The 20650-nt window shown below is 41.1% G+C and carries 18 protein-coding genes and 1 pseudogene; 17 read left to right on the top strand and 2 right to left on the bottom strand.

Features of this window, described 5'->3' with window-relative positions; translation table 11 throughout:
* Positions 1-39: 39 nt before the first annotated feature.
* Entirely contained in the window at positions 40-1398 is a 1359-nt protein-coding gene (gene brnQ / locus M3234_RS17980) for a branched-chain amino acid transport system II carrier protein (RefSeq protein WP_262306031.1), read from the bottom strand.
* Between the two features lie 475 nt (positions 1399-1873).
* On the opposite strand from brnQ, the gene M3234_RS17975 reads away from it, so the two are divergent.
* The 11 genes from M3234_RS17975 to M3234_RS17925 all read left to right on the top strand — a co-directional run bounded on the left by M3234_RS17975 (position 1874) and on the right by M3234_RS17925 (position 13834).
* The gene (locus M3234_RS17975) at positions 1874-2956 is read left to right on the top strand and encodes an ABC transporter ATP-binding protein (RefSeq protein ID WP_262306030.1); all 1083 of its coding nucleotides are present in this window, start codon (positions 1874-1876) and stop codon (positions 2954-2956) included.
* 18 nt (positions 2957-2974) lie between these two features.
* Positions 2975-3862 (top strand): carbohydrate ABC transporter permease, encoded by an 888-nt coding sequence (locus tag M3234_RS17970; protein ID WP_262306029.1) that lies wholly within the window; start codon positions 2975-2977, stop codon positions 3860-3862.
* A 15-nt stretch (positions 3863-3877) separates the two neighbouring features.
* Positions 3878-4702, top strand: a complete 825-nt coding sequence (locus tag M3234_RS17965; protein WP_262306028.1) for a carbohydrate ABC transporter permease — start codon at positions 3878-3880, stop codon at positions 4700-4702.
* Between the two features lie 94 nt (positions 4703-4796).
* Entirely contained in the window at positions 4797-6113 is a 1317-nt protein-coding gene (locus tag M3234_RS17960) for an ABC transporter substrate-binding protein (protein ID WP_262306027.1), read from the top strand.
* A gap of 88 nt (positions 6114-6201) precedes the next feature.
* Complete coding sequence (locus tag M3234_RS17955) at positions 6202-7614, top strand: MBL fold metallo-hydrolase (RefSeq protein ID WP_262306026.1); 1413 nt, start codon at positions 6202-6204, stop codon at positions 7612-7614.
* Between the two features lie 85 nt (positions 7615-7699).
* Positions 7700-9271 (top strand): bifunctional metallophosphatase/5'-nucleotidase, encoded by a 1572-nt coding sequence (locus tag M3234_RS17950; RefSeq protein ID WP_262306025.1) that lies wholly within the window; start codon positions 7700-7702, stop codon positions 9269-9271.
* A 289-nt stretch (positions 9272-9560) separates the two neighbouring features.
* Entirely contained in the window at positions 9561-10358 is a 798-nt protein-coding gene (locus M3234_RS17945) for a polysaccharide deacetylase family protein (RefSeq protein ID WP_262306024.1), read from the top strand.
* A gap of 166 nt (positions 10359-10524) precedes the next feature.
* On the top strand, positions 10525-11460 hold the full coding sequence (cyoE, locus tag M3234_RS17940; protein ID WP_285858521.1) for a heme o synthase: 936 nt from the start codon (positions 10525-10527) through the stop codon (positions 11458-11460).
* A gap of 270 nt (positions 11461-11730) precedes the next feature.
* The gene (locus tag M3234_RS17935) at positions 11731-12240 is read left to right on the top strand and encodes a methylated-DNA--[protein]-cysteine S-methyltransferase (protein WP_262306023.1); all 510 of its coding nucleotides are present in this window, start codon (positions 11731-11733) and stop codon (positions 12238-12240) included.
* Positions 12241-12302: 62 nt separating this feature from the next.
* The gene (locus M3234_RS17930) at positions 12303-13091 is read left to right on the top strand and encodes an MBL fold metallo-hydrolase (protein WP_262306022.1); all 789 of its coding nucleotides are present in this window, start codon (positions 12303-12305) and stop codon (positions 13089-13091) included.
* Positions 13092-13111: 20 nt separating this feature from the next.
* Positions 13112-13834, top strand: a complete 723-nt coding sequence (locus M3234_RS17925; protein ID WP_262306021.1) for a DUF3784 domain-containing protein — start codon at positions 13112-13114, stop codon at positions 13832-13834.
* Between the two features lie 29 nt (positions 13835-13863).
* On the opposite strand, the gene M3234_RS17920 is transcribed toward M3234_RS17925, so the two are convergent.
* The gene (locus M3234_RS17920) at positions 13864-15084 is read right to left on the bottom strand and encodes a helix-turn-helix domain-containing protein (protein ID WP_262306020.1); all 1221 of its coding nucleotides are present in this window, start codon (positions 15082-15084) and stop codon (positions 13864-13866) included.
* Between the two features lie 165 nt (positions 15085-15249).
* Here M3234_RS17920 and M3234_RS17915 point away from each other — a divergent pair, with 165 nt between their 5' ends.
* The 6 genes and pseudogenes from M3234_RS17915 to nagE all read left to right on the top strand — a co-directional run bounded on the left by M3234_RS17915 (position 15250) and on the right by nagE (position 20643).
* Positions 15250-16551, top strand: coding sequence for an MFS transporter (locus M3234_RS17915; RefSeq protein WP_262306019.1), 1302 nt, complete (start codon positions 15250-15252; stop codon positions 16549-16551).
* Between the two features lie 156 nt (positions 16552-16707).
* Positions 16708-17067, top strand: a complete 360-nt coding sequence (locus M3234_RS17910; protein WP_262306018.1) for an avidin-fold protein — start codon at positions 16708-16710, stop codon at positions 17065-17067.
* Positions 17068-17135: 68 nt separating this feature from the next.
* Complete coding sequence (locus tag M3234_RS17905; RefSeq protein ID WP_262306017.1) at positions 17136-18098, top strand: LacI family DNA-binding transcriptional regulator; 963 nt, start codon at positions 17136-17138, stop codon at positions 18096-18098.
* A gap of 93 nt (positions 18099-18191) precedes the next feature.
* Positions 18192-18335, top strand: a pseudogene (locus M3234_RS17900) (methyltransferase RsmF C-terminal domain-like protein); the annotation flags it as partial.
* A gap of 238 nt (positions 18336-18573) precedes the next feature.
* Positions 18574-19056, top strand: a complete 483-nt coding sequence (locus tag M3234_RS17895) for a PTS sugar transporter subunit IIA (RefSeq protein ID WP_262306016.1) — start codon at positions 18574-18576, stop codon at positions 19054-19056.
* 141 nt (positions 19057-19197) lie between these two features.
* The gene (gene nagE, locus M3234_RS17890; protein ID WP_262306015.1) at positions 19198-20643 is read left to right on the top strand and encodes an N-acetylglucosamine-specific PTS transporter subunit IIBC; all 1446 of its coding nucleotides are present in this window, start codon (positions 19198-19200) and stop codon (positions 20641-20643) included.
* Positions 20644-20650: the final 7 nt, after the last annotated feature.

The raw sequence follows: 20650 nt of genomic DNA, 5'->3' as shown, positions 1-20650 counted from the left end.
TATTGTTATTTTTATCGATTCCGTTCCCTACGATGCCTTTTACCTTAAGGGAATTCGTAAAAATTTCAACATCCCGATGATGGCTGTACTAATGGCAATTGCCATTAGTGCCGGAAGCAACCAGCCAAGACCCTGGTCATAAAGCGGCAGTACCCGTTCATAGAAAGAAACAATCGGTGTGAGCCATTGGAAATAGTCCAAGCCGAGCTGCTGGCAAAGGAGCTTAAAACCATCGATGACGCTGACCAAAAAGGTGATGGCGGTTCCGATAGCATAAACGAATGGCGTCAGCCTAAAGGCCTTTGATAAAAATGTCAGCATCATGAGTACAATGGCCAGCGGGTACAGGAGCATCAGTACCGGAATCGAAAAATTAATGATGTTCGATAATCCAAAGTTGGCAATGATAAATGAAACCAATGAAAAGAAGATAACCCACATTGTATAACTAATTTTTGGAACAAGAGTATGAAAATACTCCCCACACGACGTAATCAGGCCGATGCTTGTTGTCAGGCAGGCAAGTATAATAATGATGGATAGCATGATGGTTCCAGCTGTTCCAAAATAAAACGATGCGGTCTCTCCTAGCACAGGGCCGCCTGTTTCGAAAAGTCCAAACCTTCCCGTACTCGATGCTCCCAGATAGGCAACACCGACATACATGATTCCAAGGAAGATAATCGCCACGAATCCGGATTTTGCTGAGGCAGATAGGATTCCCCGGGTAGAGGCTATTCCCATCTCGCGTATTGCATGAATGACGATGATGCCAAAAACAAGCGATGCCAGTGCGTCCATGGTATTGTAGCCCTCCATAAAGCCCTTCACAAACGCTCCATTTGCATAAGCCTCTTGCGGTGCAACAATCGGACCCAATGGTTTGACAATAACCATCACCAGTAATACAAAAATCAAGATGATGATGGCGGGTGAGAGAACTTTTCCGATTCGGTCAACTAGTTTGGCCGGATTCAAGGAAAACCACATGGTTACAGCAAAGAATAGGAAAGAAAAGATCGGTAGTCCGATTTGTCCTCCAACTTCGCTCAAAAATGGTGCAATTCCGATATCATAGGCAACTGCACCAGTCCGTGGGGCTGCAAAAAAAGGCCCGATTGTTAAATAAAGAAGGGAGGTAAAGACAACTCCATAAATCGGATGTACCCGGCTAGCCAACTCCTGAAGGTTGCTGGTTCCGGAAACGCCCATTGCCAAAATTCCCAAAAAGGGCAGGCCGATTCCAGTGATCAAAAATCCTGCCACAGCAATCCAAACATTTGAACCGGCATTTTGGCCGAGTGAGGCAGGGAAGATGAGATTTCCAGCGCCAAAAAACAATGCAAATAACATAACCCCGATGATAAAGTATTTTGAAAATGGCAATTTATTTTCCATTAAGGTATTTCTCCTTTAGCTTTTCCTGTTAGTAGAAACTAATTTTACTATTCTTAAAATTAAAACGCAACCTATTTCTTCATTATTTAGATTATTTAGAAATGACAAGCAAGATAGACAGATACTGAATTTACTGCGTAATTTACATAAATCTGATTGGAAGAATTAACGTGTGAAATATTTTACTAAAATAATAATTTCTCTGAACGGAAATAGATGGAATATTTAATTGACCGGGGACCTGCAACTCTATCGCAAGATCATATGAAAGAATCTCTATATAAAAAAGGTCAGTCTACCGTCGCTTTTACGCAACGGGAGACTGACCTTAAATGTGTATTTTTTAAAAAGGGTATAAATATAAGATTATATAATAACATGTCCATGGATAAAAAACAATATCAAATTCACGTAGGCTTTATAAACATTGAGTAATATAGGGAAGTAAACATTACGGAATAGAGGAGGCCTTCCGTTGAAAATTCAGCTAAAGGATATCACCATGAGATTTGATCACACTACGGCAGTTGATCATTTAAATGTAACAATTGAAGAAGGTAAGCTGGTATCTTTGTTAGGTCCAAGCGGCTGCGGGAAAAGTACCACTTTATATATGTTAGCAGGTCTTTATCGGCCTTCTGAAGGTGAATTATATTTTGGAGAACGTTTAGTAAATAAAATTGAACCAGAAAACCGTGAAATCGGAATGGTATTTCAGAATTATGCCTTATATCCACACTTAACGGTTCTTAAGAATATCATGTTTCCATTAAAAATGGCCAAAGTACCGAAAAAGGAAGCAGAAGCAAGAGCAAAGGAAATGGCGGCACTTGTGCAAATTGACCACTTATTAGATCGCAAGCCAAGTCAATTATCAGGCGGTCAGCAGCAGCGTGTGGCCATTGCAAGAGCATTAGTCAAAAAGCCGAAACTACTCTTACTAGATGAACCTTTATCTAATTTAGATGCACGGCTGCGTCTCGAAATGAGGGAAGAAATTAGACGCATTCAGCAAGAAGTGGGAATTACCACTATTTTTGTTACGCATGATCAGGAAGAAGCCATGAGCATTTCCGACCACGTTTTGTTGATGAAGGATGGAAGAATGCAGCAATACAGTGCTCCGCAAGATATGTATGACTATCCAAAAAATAAATTTGTGGCTCAATTTTTAGGGAATCCACCAATTAATATTTTTCCTGCTAAACTTTCTGATGATTTGCAAACCATTGTGCTGCAAGATACTCGTGAGACGTTGCAGTTGGAAGCACCTATTAGTGATCCCGCTGCCATGAATGGTGATTATGAACTTGGTATAAGGCCAGAGGATTTTTACATCGAAACCGATTCAGTAAAAGCGGGGCTTAAGGTTGAAACGATAAGGGTTGAGCGGATCGGCAGAGATAATTTATTGAATGCAAAATTAGGACAAATTAACTTGCGTGCCATCATCTCCCCAGATGTGAAGATCAATAAAGGCGACATGATCACATTGGGGATTCGCCCAGGACGTGCTCGTTTGTTTGATAGCAGCAGCGGTCATAACTTGCTGCACTAAGGATAGGAGGTTCTGATTGTGAATGACAAACCCACTTTGAATAAAACTTTGAAGGCGGTGCTTTACCTTCTTCCTGCTTTGGTCATTATTGTTACTTTTAGTATTTACCCAATTGTTAAGTCGTTTTTTATGAGCTTTTATACGGATTATGACTATTTTAAAGATCTTGTTTATGCAAGAGGTCTGGATAACTATAAAGTGATTTTTGAAGATCCTGAATTTTGGAAATCGCTAGGAAATACCTTGCTGTTTGTTGTCGGTGTAGTTCCGCTTTCTATTATTATTTCACTTGTCATTGCTACTTTATTAAATCAAAAAATAAAATTCCGGGGGTTGTTCCGAACGATTTACTTTCTCCCGTTTGTTACATCGGTTGTAGCGGTATCGATTGTGTGGCGGTGGATTTTCCATAGTCAGTATGGTGTGTTGAATTATTTCCTTGGCTTATTTGGAATCTCGCCGATAAATTGGTTAACAGACCCAACATGGGCAATGCCATCCCTTGTGATTCTAGCGATCTGGAAAGGCCTTGGTTACAATATCATTATTTTTCTGGCAGGCTTACAAAATATTAATCAACAATACTATTTAGCGGCCAAAATTGATGGAGCAGGTGCTTGGGAACGATTTAAGAATATTACTGTTCCACTGTTATCACCGACGACATTTTTTATCTCGATCGTGTCGATTATTAATTCCTTTAAAGTTTTTGATGAAGTGTATGCACTCTTTGGGGGGCAGCCGGGACCTGCAGGCAGTGCAGAGACGATTGTTTATTATATCTATAATAAATTTTACGGTGAATGGGATTTTGGAGTTGCCTCTGCAGCAGCTTATGTCTTATTCTTGGTGATCTTTATTTTCACGCTCATTCAGCTTTATTTTGGTAAGAAAGTGAATTATTAGAAGGGAGGAATCACGTTGCAAAAAGAAGCACTTTCTAAAGGGTTTATTTATCTATTGTTGATACTTGGGAGTATATTAATGCTTTTGCCTTTTGTTTGGATGATTAGTACTTCATTGAAATTACCAAACGAAGTGATGATTATGCCTCCAAAGTGGATTCCTTCTGACATTCAATGGAGCAATTATATAGAAGCTTGGTTCTCGGCACCCTTTGCGATTTATTCGGTTAATAGTGTGATTGTCCTAATCTCAAGTACAATAGGTGAGCTAATTACTACCATTCTCGCGGCCTATGCTTTTTCAAGAATTAACTTTTATGGACGTGAGCTGATCTTCTCCGTTCTGCTTGGAACGATGATGGTTCCGGGCGAGGTGTTATTGATTCCTAATTTTGTCACATTATCAAACTTAGGATGGATAGATCACTATCAGGCATTAATTGTTCCATGGCTAGCAAGTATTTTTTCCATTTTTTTGCTGCGTCAATTTTTCTTTTCCATTCCAAAGGAGCTTTCCTTTGCTGCAAAAATCGATGGCTGCAGTGACTTTCGGTTCCTATGGTCTGTCATGGTGCCGCTTGCCAAGCCAGCATTGATAACCATTGCTATCTTAAAGGCGATTGGCAGCTGGAATGCTTTCTTGTGGCCGTTAATCGTAACTAGTTCTGAAGAAATGCGCACACTCCCGGTAGGGTTAATTTCCTTTAGTACAGATGCCGGTACGCGATATGAATTATTAATGGCAGCATCCTCTATGATTATTCTGCCGATGATTATTTTATTTATTGTTTTACAAAAATACATCATCGAAGGGGTAGCAAGAGCTGGGATTAAGGGTTGATTCAAAGGGCGATAAGGGAGGTGATGGGCGCTAACTTATTCTGCTTGAAATTATTTACTTTTATTATATTTTTAAAATTTGGAGGAAAGACACTGTGAAAAAAATCATCAATCTTCTTTTTGTTTGTTTGTTAGCGATTAGTCTTGCTGCTTGTGGAACATCTGGCAAAACAGCCGATCCTGAAAAGAAAACTACGGCAGAGATTCCAACGAAAATTGATAAGCCTGTTACCATTGAATTCTGGCATGCCATGACTGGCGGCTTAGAGAAAACGTTACAGACAATGACAGAGGAATTTAATGATTCACAATCTAACATCACTGTTAAACTTGTAAACCAAGGGACTTATGATGATTTAAACAAAAAGTTAATGGCTGCAGCCAAATCACATACATCACCTGCCATGGCACAAGCCTATGGAGATTGGATGCAGGATTATATCAATAATGAATTAATTACTGATTTAACACCTTATATTCAAAATAAAACAGTGGGCTGGTCAGAGGCTGAGCTCAATGATATTGTTAAAGTTTTCCGTGAAGAAAATACGTGGAACAATAAATTCTATGGTGTTCCATTTAATAAGAGTACAGAAATCCTTTTCTATAATACAGATATGTTCAAAGAAAATAATCTAACTGTTCCAACTACATGGGATGAGCTTGAAAAAGCAGCACAAACATTAACAAAGGGAAATGTAGTAGGGATGGGCTTTGAAAATGCAATTGGCCTCAATTTCCCAACTTGGGTTCAGCAAGCAGGCGGAAAATTTGTCGATGTTGACAGCCAAAAGGTCACTTTCGATACTGCAGAAGGGAAGAAGGCTCTTACTTTCTTAAACGATATGATCAATAATAAGAAGATTGCTAGATTAGCTGGCGAAGATAAATATATGTCTGATCCATTCACTCGTGGCGATGTGGGCATGTATATCGGATCTTCAGCAGGAATTTCATTTGTGAGCTCATCAGCACAAGGTAAAATTAATTGGGCAACTGCTCCGCTGCCAGGTGATAAGGTAGCATCTACACAATTTCAGGGTACAAATTTAGTGGTTTTTGATTCAGCAGAAGATCAACAAAAGCTTGCATCATGGGAATTTATGAAATTCCTTTCCAGCAAGGAACAAACAATTTTTTGGGCTAAAAACACTGGCTATGTTCCAGTACGGGAATCGGCTCTAAAAGATCCTGAATGGCTAAAATATATTGAAGAGAATCCAAATTATGCAGCAGCAGAAGAACAATTTGATGCTGGGTACCATTTCCCTCATCTTAACGGTGCGTTTGCAATGAAATCAGCATTCTCTACAGAAATTCAAGCCGTATTGGTTGGGCAAAAATCTGTTGAACAAGGACTCAAAGATGCTCAAAAGAATTCTCAAGATGCTTTGGACAAGGCAAAAAAATAAGAAATGAAATCCAGAAAAATGAAGAAACGGGGGCCAGTCAATGGTTCCCTTCTTCATTTCAAATAAAAATGTATGAGGTGCCAAAAAGATGGTAAAAGAATTTCAACATACAAATATTCGATTTTGGGGCGGCTTACGAACAATCGGCGGCACAGTGGTAACGCTGGAATACAAAGATTCACGAGTTATTTTTGATTTTGGGATGACGTATAATCCTGCAACGAATATTTTTGATGGTCAGATTAAAAGGCGTTTGCATGGAATGGTGCGGGACCATCTCAGATTAAAGTTGATTCCTCCTATTGATGGCTTGTATACAGCCGAGAGCCTGGGTGAATCTAACCGAGAGATTATTCCTGCTGAAGCATACCAGCAAAATACAGCCGTCATCATTTCTCATTTACACCTTGATCATATAGGGGCAATGGGATTAATTGCTCCATCGATTCCAGTGTACTTATCAAAAGAGAGCCATGAACTTTATCATGCATTAGAAGTAATTGGGCATGGTGTTCCAGGGGAACGTGACTACCAAATCTGTGAGTATGGTGTACCTTTCACTGCAGGAGAAATAAAAATTACTCCCATTCAGGTTGATCACGATATCCCAGGAGCGTGTGCGTACCATATTCAAACGCCAGATGGTTCCATTGTTTACACAGGGGATCTTAGGATGCATGGGAAACACCCAGAACGAATCGAACATTTTATTAATGAAACGAACAAGCTGGGCCTAGATGCTCTTATTATGGAAGGGACAACATTGAGCAGTGTAGAAGACTTGCGAGAAGCTATTGTAGGGAATCCGATCGTTCCCGAAGGAATGACAACAGAAGGAACTATTCCTGAAAAAATGGCTGACAAATTAAAAGCAGCAAAAGGACTGGGAATCTTTAATATTTATCATACGAATATGGATCGAGTAACAGGAATAATTAAAGCGGCACAAGATTCTTTAAGAAAAGCTGTTTTTGAACCTGAGACTGCTTATTTGTTAGATAAGTTAACAGATGAACATGATTTCCTTGTTTATACATCGGCTGAAACGAAGTTTGAAGAACAATCAGGGACGCTGCCAGGGTGGAAATCGGACTTGTTAAAGCGGCATGAAACAATCGGTGCAGAAAAAATCAATTCGAATCCAGGAAAATACTTTTTGCAAAATACGTATCAAAATATTCTTGAGTTATTTGATTTACATGTTCAAGAAGGGATTTATATCCATTCCAACGGTGTACCGTTGGGATCATTTGACCCAGCATTTGAAAATCTGAAAAAAATTCTGAATAAGTTGGATGTTGACTATGATTATATTGGCGCATCGGGCCATGCCATTCCTCGGCATTTGAAATATATAGTAGATCGTATTGATCCGAAATTCTTACTGCCATTACACAGCTACAGTCCAGAAAGATTAAAACCAAAGTCTGGCATTCAATTGTTAGCAGACTATGGTGTTGACTATGTATTAAAAGATCATCAACTATTCCCTAATAACTAAAAATCTTATTTGCTTTAGAGAATTTCATTGTTGAATTCTCTATCTTTTTATTGTCAGTGGTTTTAACAGAGAAAGGAACTAATGAATGGAACAAATGGAACTTATTATTCTTGAAACAAGCGATGTTCACGGCAGTATATTCCCGATAAATTATGGGACCAATCAATACGCTGATGTCGGTTTAGCTAAAGTAGCTTCTTTAATTAAAGAAGAGAGAGCGAATAATGAACATGTTTTATTGGTTGACAATGGGGATCTTATTCAAGGAACACCATTATCCTATCACTATGCTAAAATTAACAGTCATCGCCCGAATCCTATGATTGTTGCGGCCAATGAAATGAAGTATGATGCAGCTGTTTTTGGCAATCATGAATTCAACTATGGGCAAAACCTCTTAGCTTCAGCTGTAAAGGAATCTAGCTTCCCTTGGCTTTCTGCCAATATCGTGAATGGAGAAACGGGTGAACCTTTCTTTGGCAAACCTTATATTGTCAAGCATGCAGGAGATGTAAAGGTAGGCATTCTTGGCTTGACAACCTCTTATATACCAAATTGGGAACAGCCTCAGCATATTGAAGGAATGAGATTTAACGATCCTGTTCTAGCTGCAAAGAAGTGGGTCGGGATTTTAAAGGAACAAGAAAAGGCTGATATCGTTGTGATTTCCTACCATGGAGGCTTTGAACGTGATTTAGAAACAGGCGAGCCAACAGAAACACTGACCGGTGAAAACCAAGGATATCAACTGTGTTTGGAAGTAGAAGGGATTGATGTGCTTTTAACCGGACATCAACATCGGCAAATTGCCGGAAAAACGATAAATGGTGTGATTGTGGTTCAACCTGGCAAAAATGGGGTTGTACTCGGAAAGGTATCCTTACAGTTAGAAAAAGGAGAAAAAGGCTGGCATTGTGTACAAAAGTCTTCCGAATTGCTTTCCGTAACGGATGTGGAAGAAGATGTTCGATTATTGGAAAAGGTGGAAATTTACGAAGCAGATACACAAGAATGGCTAGATCAACCGCTTGGAAAAATTGAAGGAGATATGCTTGTTAGGGATCCAATCGGGATTAGATTAGAGGATCATGCTCTAACAGAATTTATCAATCAGGTTCAAATGAAGGCAGCAGGTACAAATATTTCGAATACATCTTTATTCGATTATCATTCGCCGGGAATTCCAGAGAATGTGTCAATGAGGGATATTGTTTTAAACTACGTTTACCCTAATACATTAAAGGTCATTCGAATCACGGGACGAGATATGAAAGAAGCGCTGGAGCAATCCGCCGCTTATTTCGATCACTATGACGGAGGGGAAATTAAAATAAACCCGGCATTTTTAATACCGAAACCCCAGCATTACAATTATGATATATGGGAAGGAATTCAATATCTGATTGATATCTCAAAGCCCATCGGTGCAAGAATTGTCAAACTGGAATACAAAGGTAAACAGGTAGAACCCGGGGAAGAATATGATGTAGTGATGAATAACTATCGTGCCGGCGGAGGCGGAAATTATTTCATGTACAAAAATAAACCCGTCATGAAAGATATTTCAATCGATGTATCAGAAATCATAGCAAACTATATCCTAGAAAATAATGTGGTAAAAGCAACAGTTAATCAAAATTGGAAGGTTATTTATTAATAATTGGTTGATGAAAAAAGAGCCTTTTACTCGAATCAAGTAGTTCAGATTTGAAGTAGAAAAGGTTAAATTGCAACTAAAGAACCAAGACAAGTAAAGCATCGGAAAAGGGCGTGGAAATTATGTATAACATGGTTAGTGAAGCGGTAGCGGAGAGAAGGCAGGATTTCAGGAAAAAACGGTAGTGATAAATGGGTCGGTCCTGTTATGGGGCCGGCCTTATTATTTTGAATAAAGAAAAATTTTTTATGAAAAATAACAAGTATTGGATTGATAAGGAGATGTATTGATGACAAGAAAATTACTGATGTGGCTAACGGTGTTAATCCACATGCTGTCATTGGGAAGTATGTCCGTCTACGCTCAGACAAAAAATCCTCCTAATATGGAAGGGGGAGCAGAAAATAAGGAGCGTGTGCGGCACCCAGTGTCATTTATTATTTTGCAGCAGCGATACCCGGAAACGGTTGTGACAAGAGGCCCACAAACTGCAAATAAAGTGGCGTTAACATTTGATGACGGCCCGGACCCCCGGTTTACGCCGCAAATTTTGGATATTTTAAAAGAGCAAAATGTGAAAGCGACTTTTTTCTTGATGGGAGCAAGGGCTAAAGCCTATCCGGAGATTGTGAAACGAATCCAAGATGAAGGTCACATTATTGGGAACCATACATATTGGCATCCAAATCTGGTAAAACAAGGGGACATCGCGACGCTAGAAAGAGAGGTGACCCAAACCGAAAATCAGTTGGCCAGTCAAATTGGCTACCGTACCAAACTGTTTCGCGCGCCATACGGCTTTTTGAACAATGAGTTGGTTGAAAAGCTGAAATCGATGAATTATACGGTGGTTGCCTGGTCGGTAGATTCTCTCGATTGGTACGAGTCGCCTCCTGAGCAAATTGCCTATAATGTCATCAGCAACATCCATCCTGGTGCGATTATTCTGATGCATGACGGGGCCCAGTGGAATGAAGACCGGACAAATACCATCAAATCGTTACGGCAGATTATCCCTGAGTTGAAGAAACAGGGGATTACGTTTGAAACCGTGCCGGGGTTGTTGGATATCCCGTACAAAAAATAAGTCCCAATTATTATATGGGAAAATTTTTGGTGTATCTAATCTATAATGAGCCGTTCGAGGCTCATTTTTTTTGGCGATTTTTACAATAGGGGTATAGTAAAAAGTATGTTAATATAAAATCAAAGAAATTAATTATCCAAACCATTTTATGGGGGAGGTTAGAACTTTGAGTCAAAATGGAATACTTACCGCTCAAAACGGCAAAGACACTCCTATTGCACATTCGCGATCTAGTTTAGTCGCTGACATAAGATCCCTTTTTAAAGGTCCTGTATTAATTGCCAATGTATTGCCCGTCTTTACGGGGTTTTGGTTGGCGCTTTACTTTACCAATAGTTCCTTTATGGATTATTGGGATGTTTTTCTGTTGACAATAATCGGAAGTACTTTGGTGATGGGCGGAGCGCTTGTTATTAATAACTGGTATGATGTCGACATCGATACCGTAATGGATCGGACGAAGAATCGGCCAACTGTTACCGGTCATTTTTCTTTAAAATCAGTATTAACTTTAGGAATTGTCCTGACTGTACTTGGTTTTGTACTGTTGCTATTTACGAGACTGGAGGCTGTCGGATACGCCTTTATTGGCTGGTTTACTTATGTCATCTTGTACACAATGTGGTCTAAACGAAAATACACACTGAATACTGTCATTGGTGCTGTTTCCGGCGCTGTCACACCAATGATTGGGTGGACCGCGATTGAGTCTGGTTTTCATATCGTTCCAATCATTCTCTTTTTGATTATCTTTGTTTTTCAGATGCCTCATACATTTGCGATTGCAATGAAAAAGTGCGAAGAATACCGCGCTGCCAAGGTGGCAATGCTGCCGGTAGTGCATGGGTTTGAAATGACAAAGAGACAAATGGTCGTTTATATTGCCTGCCTGTTGCCGCTGCCATTTTACTTGGGATCACTCGGCACTGCTTTTGTTGTCATTGCCACCCTAATGAACTTAGGATGGTTAATAATAGGGATCAGCGGATTTTTTATGAAAAACGACCTTAAATGGGCACAAATCAATTTTCTTTACTCGGTCAATTATGTTTCAATTTTATTCGTATTAATGATTTTGGTTACATTGCCAGTATTCAAGTGAAAACTTTATAAATTTATTAGGACTGTCCCTTAAAGGTGAAGGATAGTCTTTTTTTTGTTCACAGATTTGTCATTATTTCTGTGCGGAAAAATTCCTTATTTCAAAATAATTATTAACAACGTGAAAAAGGTAATAACACTGTTAAACGGTTTACAATTATTTTGTCGACCCCTCGGATTACAATTGAAGAATCGCCGTACCGGTCCTGACGCCGGGCGGCTATTTTTGTATAATGAAAGAAAACATGGTTATTTATTGGAGGAAAAGAGTATGAATGCACAGCCGGTTTATTGGTCGTTGTTGAAGCATAAAGATTGGCAGTTATATCTCGCTGCAACTGAGAAAGGCCTTTGTTTCGTTGGGTCGCAAGGACAGGCGTTTGAAGAGGTGGCTGCCTGGGTGGAAAAGCGGATGCCTAAAAGTCGGCTGATAGAGGACGCTGAAAAACTAAGACCATATGCTGAAGAATTAATACAGTATCTTGAAGGGGAGCGGACAAGCTTTACGATTCCGTCCGATTACCGTGGAACAGAATTTCAGCGTTCCGTTTGGGAGGCGCTTTGTGAAATCCCGTTTGGAGAGACGAGGACTTATTCCGATATTGCCGCCAAGATTAATCGGCCTGCAGCGGTGCGTGCGGTCGGTGCAGCCATCGGTGCCAATCCGGTGATGATTACCGTCCCATGCCACCGGGTGTTAGGGAAAAATGGGGCCCTGACCGGCTTCCGGGGTGGGTTAGAGATGAAATCCCGGCTGTTAGAGTTAGAGCGGAAGGCTTAAAAGGCAGTACGAGCAAGAAAATGGTCCCGGTGGTAAAATATAGGAGGGGGTGGAGGGAAGCGATGATTGATGTGTATTCAAAGGGCAAAGTTACGTGTATTGAAGGGATAACTCAAGGGGCTGTAGGAAGGGTTTTTACGTTTTTGATAGATGGGTTGCTGGTTGATACGGGTCCCCAATGTATCGAAGAGGATCTAATTTCTTTTTACAAAGAACATACTTTTGATTTAGTCGCTTTAACACATAGCCACGAGGACCATTCCGGGACTGCTCCGTGGATTCAGGAAAATCTTGATATACCAATCTATGTCCATCCGAAAGGAATCGATATTTGTAAGCAGGACTGGCCTTATCCGAAGTATCGGCAGGTGACCTGGGGCAAACGGAGGAAATTTACCGCTCAGCCGTTGGGGGAGACGATTCAATCTCGCCATTATGAATGGAAAGTCATTTATACCCCTGGACATGCCGTGGATCATGTTTCTTTTCTCAATGAGGAAACAGGCATCCTGTTTTCTGGTGATTTATTTGTCGCACCGAAAACAAAGGTGATTATGGATAGCGAATCAATCCCTGTCATTATGGATTCGATCCGAACTTTGCTGACTTATGATTTCGGGTCGATGTATTGCTGCCATGCTGGCTATATAGAGAATGGGAAAGGGATGCTGAAACAAAAGCTGGAAAATCTCGAGAACCTCTGCGAGGAAGTGGCACATTTATATCGTGAAGGGTTATCAATCTCTGAAATTAACCAAAAGCTGTTTCCGAAAAAGTATCCAATTATTACTGTCTCAGGAGGAGAATGGGACTCGCTCCATGTTGTCTCATCGATCGTAAAAGGGCTTTAAGGTAAAGGGGGTGTTGTTTGATGACACTTTTATTGGTCCAGCTGGGCATGATTCTGATGTTTTTGCTCCTGGGTTGGGCAATGTTGCAAAGAGAAGCATATTGGCTGATATCCGGGTTTTCGACCCGGCCAAAGGAAGAACAGGAGGAGCTGATTGCTAACGGGTTCCCGCAACGGACGGGGAAATTGATGATTGCCACGGCAGTTGGCATGGTGCTATTAATGCCTTTATACTGGACATCATTTGCATACACGTTTGAGGTTCAATTTGGATTTATGATGGTTTTCCTAATGGGCGGGCTTATTTATCTATCAAAATATGAGGTGCCTAAAAAACGAAAGCGGAGCTATATCATTTCGACTTCACTGTTTGTTGTTGTCATTGGTGCGCTTGGTGTTCTTGAATATATCGCCTATCAGGACTATGAACTAATCGCACGTGGGCAGTCCTTTGAAATTACCGGTGTATATGGCGATGAATGGCCGTACCAAGAGGTGACAAAGGTGGAGCTGCTTGATGAAATGCCGGAGGTTACCTTGAAGCAGGACGGATTTGGCATGTCCACGATTGCCAAGGGACGCTTCAAGGTAAAAGACTACGGCAGCTGTTTGTTATTTATCAGAAAAGAGACTTCTCCTATCCTCTATATAGAAATGGGCAAGAAAAAAATCTTTATCAATGCCAAAACGTCAGAACAAACATTGGAATGGTATGAGGAATTGAAGACTAAAACAGAGGATTGAATACTGTAAAAGCCGCCATGGATAGGCGGCTAATTTTCTGTTATTTTTTTATAGGTATCCATAGCGAAATCTTTATGGGGAGTCGGAAGCAACGATTCAAAATTTTCCACGGCTGTTTTAGCCCATTTTTCAGACTCTTCCCTGTTCCCTAACTCAAAATGGCACCTGGCCTTGTACGAATCCAAGACATAAAATAGGGAAAGATCAAATGGGTGATGCGCATACTCCGGTATTTCTACTTTTTCAAAACAAGCAAGGGCATCGGAATACTGCCCGAGGCCATATAGGGCCTTGCCTTTTTCAATCAAGAACCAGTCTTCGAAAAGCTCCTCCATTTTTGGATGTGCAAAAATTTGGTCAATGATTTCCAGAGCTTTATGATAATCGTGCTTGTCCCCGATTAGTGCCATGACCTGAAAGAGTTGATAAAAAAGCTTTGTTTGCAAATCATCGGCAAATTCCCCGTATTGCTTTAATTTCATAATATAATGCTCTTTTTTTGTGTCATCGGGTACCATTTCTGCCTGCGCAGCCGCCAGCCGGTATAGATCATCGATCCGGTAAAAAATTCGATGTTCCTTGGAAAAATGAATAGCACCTTCCATAACTCGTGTGGCTGATTCGGAATCACCAACCGCAAAATGCAACACCGCCTCATGATAATCCAAATCGAGCCGGGTGATCGGGTCGATGTAAGCATGGTTCTTTTCCAGTTCAGTCCTCTCGTGAAGCAGAATGGTTAACGAGGATTGATAATCATGTTCGATAAATTTCACCAAAGCACGGAAGATACCAACACTTGCCCGTTTTGCTGTCAAGTTCATCTCATCGTACATTTTGGCGGCACGGTCAAAATAGTGATCCCACCCGGATATTTTTTCACGGTAAAGGCAGCGGGCGTATATGTCCAATAACCTGGCGGCTTCATATCCTTGTGTAAGCTTTTCAATATAGGGCTCAATCAGGGCAATCAGCGGTTGATACTTTTCGCTCCCATTTACATCCTCAGAGTTAAATAGCTTTTCAGCTTGTTCTAGTATTGCTCTTAATTCCAGGGTACTTACCTCGTCGAGCAGCTCGGAAATTTCGACTTGCAGCTGTTTGGCGATATAGGCGAGGCTTTCCATGGAAGGCTTGGCCTTATTATTTTCAATCAGACTGAGCATCCCCTTTGTCAGTTCCTCACCCGCGAGCGCCTCGAGCGTCATTTTCTTCTGTTTCCTTATTTTGCGTATTCGTTCACCTAACATTGATCTTGTCACTCCTCGAAGGGCAGGGGTGCTAAATCCCCGCATATAAAAAACTTATCTTACTATATGTTTAATTATATTAAACTTTTGCTTGAAATGGAAGATGTTGCATGTTATGATTTGTTTAATTAAATTAAACTTTCGTGAAAAAGGCAGGGGATTTTCATGGATGCGGGCTTGAAGTTGAAAAAAGCGACGTATCATTTATGGACGTTTACCATCAGTAAGTTGATTTCATCGTTTGGTGCGCAAGTTTATACGTTTGCGATTAGTTTTTATATTTTACAGGCAACGGGGTCAGCAACAAGCTTTGCGACAAACCTTATTTGTAACCTCCTGCCGCGGACGCTGGCGGCTCCGTTCGCGGGATATTTGGTGGACAGATATTCGAGAAAACGGATTATTATCGTCGCTCAGATTGCGACAACCTTGGCAATAGGAGGATTATTGGCCGTCAGTTTAACCTCCGGTTTGTCGTTGACCGCGATTTATGCCACTTCCTGCATATTGTCGTTAACCTCAATGTTTTCAGGTGTTACATTTACTTCGTCAGTAACAGGGCTCGTTGATGAAGCGAGAGTGCAGCGGGCGATGTCTTTAAATCAAATGTCGATTTCCTTTGCATCGATTGCCAGCCCGGCAGTTGGCGGCCTGTTATATGGCGCCGTTTCGATGCCAATCTTCTTGATGACGTATATGATTGCTTCCGTTATTGCGGTTTTGCTCGAATCGACGATGAATTTTAATCTTTATGCCAATCGAAAGGAAACCGCTGAAGGGGAGCCAAAAGAATCGATGTGGCAAAGCATGAAGGCAGGGGTAAGTTATTTGAAACTGCAGCCGCTGTTGATGGTGATTATTTGGGTTTCACTACTGATCAATTTCCTGTTCGGGGCATTCGAAGTCGGCTATTCCTTCGTCCTGATTGAAAAATTAAAAATGGCCTCGCAGCATTTCGGGTTTACCCAAGGGGCGTTTGCTGTTGGGATGCTGCTGTTTTCAATCTATTTTTCGATAAGAAAGGAAGTGCAATTTCCGCTGGTCGTTTCCAAGCGTGGAATCATCGGTATGGGTGTAATCATGGGGATGATGGCCTTGCCGCTGCTGATAAAACTGTCATATAACGGTGCCTTTGGCTACTATACGCTGGCGATGTTTGTATTTGGGGCCTTAGTGATTATTGTAAATACACCGATTCAAGTCATGATGCAAAAGCAAATTGCTGATGATTATAAAGGCCGGGTGTTTTCGATTGTAGAAACGATGGCGATGGCCTTGATGCCACTGGGAATGGTTCTCTATGGTTTCTTGTATGATATATTCCCTGCCCAATGGATTTTAATTTCATCTGCCGCTCTATTGGTTGGCGTAGTGTTAGTCATGGTAAGACCATCTGTAATCAAGAATGCACACCCTGAACTGGGGGAAGGTAAAGCATTAAAAACGGAAGCGAGTGTCGTTTCCTAAAAAAATTATTTTAAATATACGTCAAGGCTCGATGATGTCGAGGATATTCTTAAGGCGGACCTGCATAAGGTGCTGTCTTTTTTTATTTTCTTGTTGATATGAAACGCATTTCATCATTTACACTTTATGTAAATCAAAGGGGGGAGGACGAAGAGGGTGAACTTTCATAATAAGGTGTTTCAATGCAAGAGTATTGACAATCATCGGGATGTTACGAATGAAACGATGTTTTTTTACAAACAGAATGGTTCGATTGTTCAAGCCAAGTATTACGGCGGCAAGGTAACGTATGGGGAGTTAATCGGTCTTGTTAATAATCAAGGAATCCTTCACGTGTCATTTAATCATACCAATCATGATTCCCAATTTGTCGGCGGGGTTGGCACTTTTACACTGGAGACGGGAAAGGGGAAGCCATGGATTCTTTACGGAAAATGGACATGGGCAGACGGTTCCAACTGTGAAGAAAAGCTGATCATGGAGGAAATAAACGAGACGGTGTTTCATGCTTCATAGTCCTTTTCTAGCAAATTTTTAAAAAATGGTTTAGTATTTCTTTAATAATAGGCTGAAAAGGTGTTCATATGACAAACATTAAGGATCTTGCCAAAATGGCCGGGGTGTCGGTAACGACCGTATCGCGGGTTTTAAACAACCATCCATATGTGAAAGAAGAGAAGAGGCAGGCAGTCCTAAAGGCCATTGAGGAAAGTAATTACCAACAAAATATTAATGCGGTTCATCTTAGCAAAGGGAAAACCTTCCTTGTTGGGGTGGTATTGCCTGTTTCGGACCATCCGTATTTTGCGGCACTTGTCACCGGAATTGCCAGTGAGTCGTTTAAAAATCAATACAACCTGGTCTTAATCCAGACGAACTATGAACGGAACAGGGAACTGGCAGCGTTGCAAATGCTCAAACAAAAACAAATTGATGGCCTTATCATCTGTTCGCGAAATTGTGATTGGGCCACCATTGAAGCGTATATTCCCTATGGCCCGATTGTTTTATGTGAGGATCCAAACGGAAAGAACGTTTCCGCCACGTTTATCGACCATTATAAAAGCTTCATGAAGGCATTAGATTATTTATATCGGAAAGGCCACCGGAAAATCGGATATTGCATCGGCCGCCGAACCGGAACGAATAGCAAATTTCGTGAGCAGGCGTATCGAGATTTTTTGAAAAAATATAACCTGCCATTTAACCCAGATTATGTCTTCGAGCGCTGCCTGTATTTAGAGGATGGCGACCGTGTGATCAGGAGCATCAGCCAAATGTCAGATCCGCCAAGTGCCCTGCTTGTGACCAGTGACCAGGTGGCGGCGGGAATTTTTACCCGGGCCCGACAGGAAAATATTTCAATTCCGGATGACTTGGCCTTGGTCGGCTTTGACAATGAGCCAATTGCGAAAATGATGAATATTACCACGATGGAAATCCCCCTAGTTGATGTAGGGAGAAAACTGTTCCTGCAAGCTATTAATGAAAGTGAAATTACCTATCAAGAAATTGATGTTCAATTAATTGAACGAAAAACTGTATGAAGGCGGCCAATTGCGAGGTCAGCCTTTTTATTTTTCAAAAATTATTTTACAATGTTTTATTGGGAAATCTGGGTTTAACTAGAGGTGATGAGCCTAAAGGGGGAGACAGTAGAGGCGGAAGGGCCAAAGGGCTGGACTTTAGTACAGGTAGATGGATATTCTATTGGCTGGGGCAAGCTTTCCGACCGTCTTTTGAAAAACCATTACCCAAAGGGTTTAAGATGGACCGGTATCTAGGAGTGTTGATCGAATGTTATCGTTTACAAAGGGGTTTGCATATGGTACCATAAAGTTAATCAAATATCGATCACATGTTACTGATACGATCAGGCATGGTGGTAAAGTAGAAGGATTTCTCTATCCTTTTATGATACCCCCATGCCTTTTTTGATTGTAAAAATGGATTTTTAAAATCCAATCATTAGGCAAATAGTAATATTATAGCCTTTCATTACATAGTAAGGGAGTAATCATCATGTTTAACTTTTTTAAAAAGGCAAAAGAATTGGAACTCTACACACCGGTTAACGGTAAAATCATTCCGCTTTCAGAAGTTCCCGATCCAGTTTTCAATCAAAAAATGCTCGGTGAAGGGGCAGCAGTCATTCCATCCGGCGGTGACATTCATTCGCCGGTTGACGGTAAAATTATTCAGGTTGCACCAACGAAGCATGCGATTGGCATTTTGGCTGAGGACGGCTCGGAGATACTCATTCATGTTGGGCTGGAAACGGTGGGGTTAAAAGGGGAAGGCTTTAACCCGCTTGTAGGTGAAGGAGATAAAGTCACTGCCGGCCAGCCGCTAATGGAGGTTGATTGGGACTATATCGGCCAGCATGCTTCAAGTACCGTCACGCCAATCGTCATCACCAACAGCCATGACAGCAAAAAGCAATATGAAGTCACTGGAGAAACCGAAGGAGTTGCCGGAAAGACCGTGATTCTCACTATTAAGTAAGAGGCATTAGAACTAAATGCCCGGCATGAAACTGCTGGGCTAGGCAAACTTTAAGGAGGTGATGTTTTTCAAGCAACAACTGTAACTCCCATTAAGTTAGGTATTATTTTTTATCATTATTTATTTTTAGGGGGGAATAAAATGAGAAAGTATTTTCAAAAACTAGGTAGTTCACTGATGCTGCCTGTGGCAGTTCTGCCGGCAGCCGCTATTTTGATGGGTATAGGTTATTGGATCGACCCGGAAGGTTGGGGGGGCGGAAGTGCAATTGCTGCCTTCTTAATTAAAGCAGGATCTTCCATTATTGATAATATCCCCATACTTTTCGCTGTTGGGGTTGGCTTGGGCATGTCGAAGCAAAAAGACGGTTCTGCTGCGCTAAGCGGGCTTGTTGCCTATCTTGTCGTTACGACTTTACTGAAAACAGATTCAGTTGCCATGCTTCAAGGTATTGATGCAGCTAAGGTAGACCCGGCGTTTGCTAAAATAGGAAATGCCTTTGTCGGGATTATCTCCGGTATTGTTGCTTCTATGATGTACAATCGTTTCAGTCATGTGAAACTTCCAGATGCATTCGCATTCTTCAGCGGAAAGCGCTTAGTCCCTATTATGACAGCGGTTTCGATGTTAGTGGTTTCCTTAGCATTACTATTTATTTGGCCGCCGATTTATTCTATACTGGTGTCCTTTGGTGAGGGAATTGCAAAATTAGGAGCTATTGGTGCAGGATTATATGGTTTCTTTAACCGTTTGTTAATTCCAACTGGACTACACCATGCGTTGAACTCTGTATTCTGGTTTGATGTGGCCGGTATTAATGACATTGGTAATTTCTTGGCAGGTAAAGGTCCGAAGGGTGTTACGGGAATGTACCAGGCCGGCTTCTTCCCAATCATGATGTTCGGTCTCCCAGCAGCTGGACTTGCAATGTATCATACAGCCAAAACGAAGAGGAAAAAAGAGGTTGCTTCCTTAATGTTAGCAGCAGGCTTTGCTGCATTTTTCACCGGAGTTACGGAACCGATTGAATTTGCCTTTATGTTCCTTGCTCCAGCGCTTTATTTTGTTCATGCTATATTAACAGGACTTTCCTTAACCATCGCTGCACTTTTCCATTGGACAGCAGGATTTGCATTTAGTGCCGGTTTTATTGATTTCTTCCTGAGCTTAAGAAATCCAATCGCGAACCAGCCATATATGCTGATTGTTCAAGGTCTAGTGTTTGCGGTTATATATTACTTCTTGTTCCGCTTCATCATCGTTAAGTTTAATTTAGCTACTCCTGGACGTGAAGAAGATGACGATGAGGCTGCACCAGCTGGCGCTGCAACCGGTAACAATAAATTTGCTTCCATGGCATCCACCATTTATGATGGACTGGGCGGTGGAGCAAACGTGACCTCGATTGATAACTGTGTCACTCGCCTTAGAATCGAAGTCAAAGACATGAAAGCTGTCGACCAGAAGAAAATTAAATCGACTGGCGTACCGGGAATCAACGTTGTTGGTCCTCAAAGCATTCAAGTCATTGTTGGGACTAATGTTCAGTTCGTTGCGGATGAAATGGCAAAAATTCATAAGAAGTAAATTCTAT

The organism is Neobacillus niacini, assembly GCF_023715785.1.
GTDB classification, from domain to species: Bacteria; Bacillota; Bacilli; order Bacillales; family Cytobacillaceae; genus Neobacillus; species Neobacillus niacini_E.
This window is presented reverse-complemented; position numbering and strand designations above follow the sequence as displayed.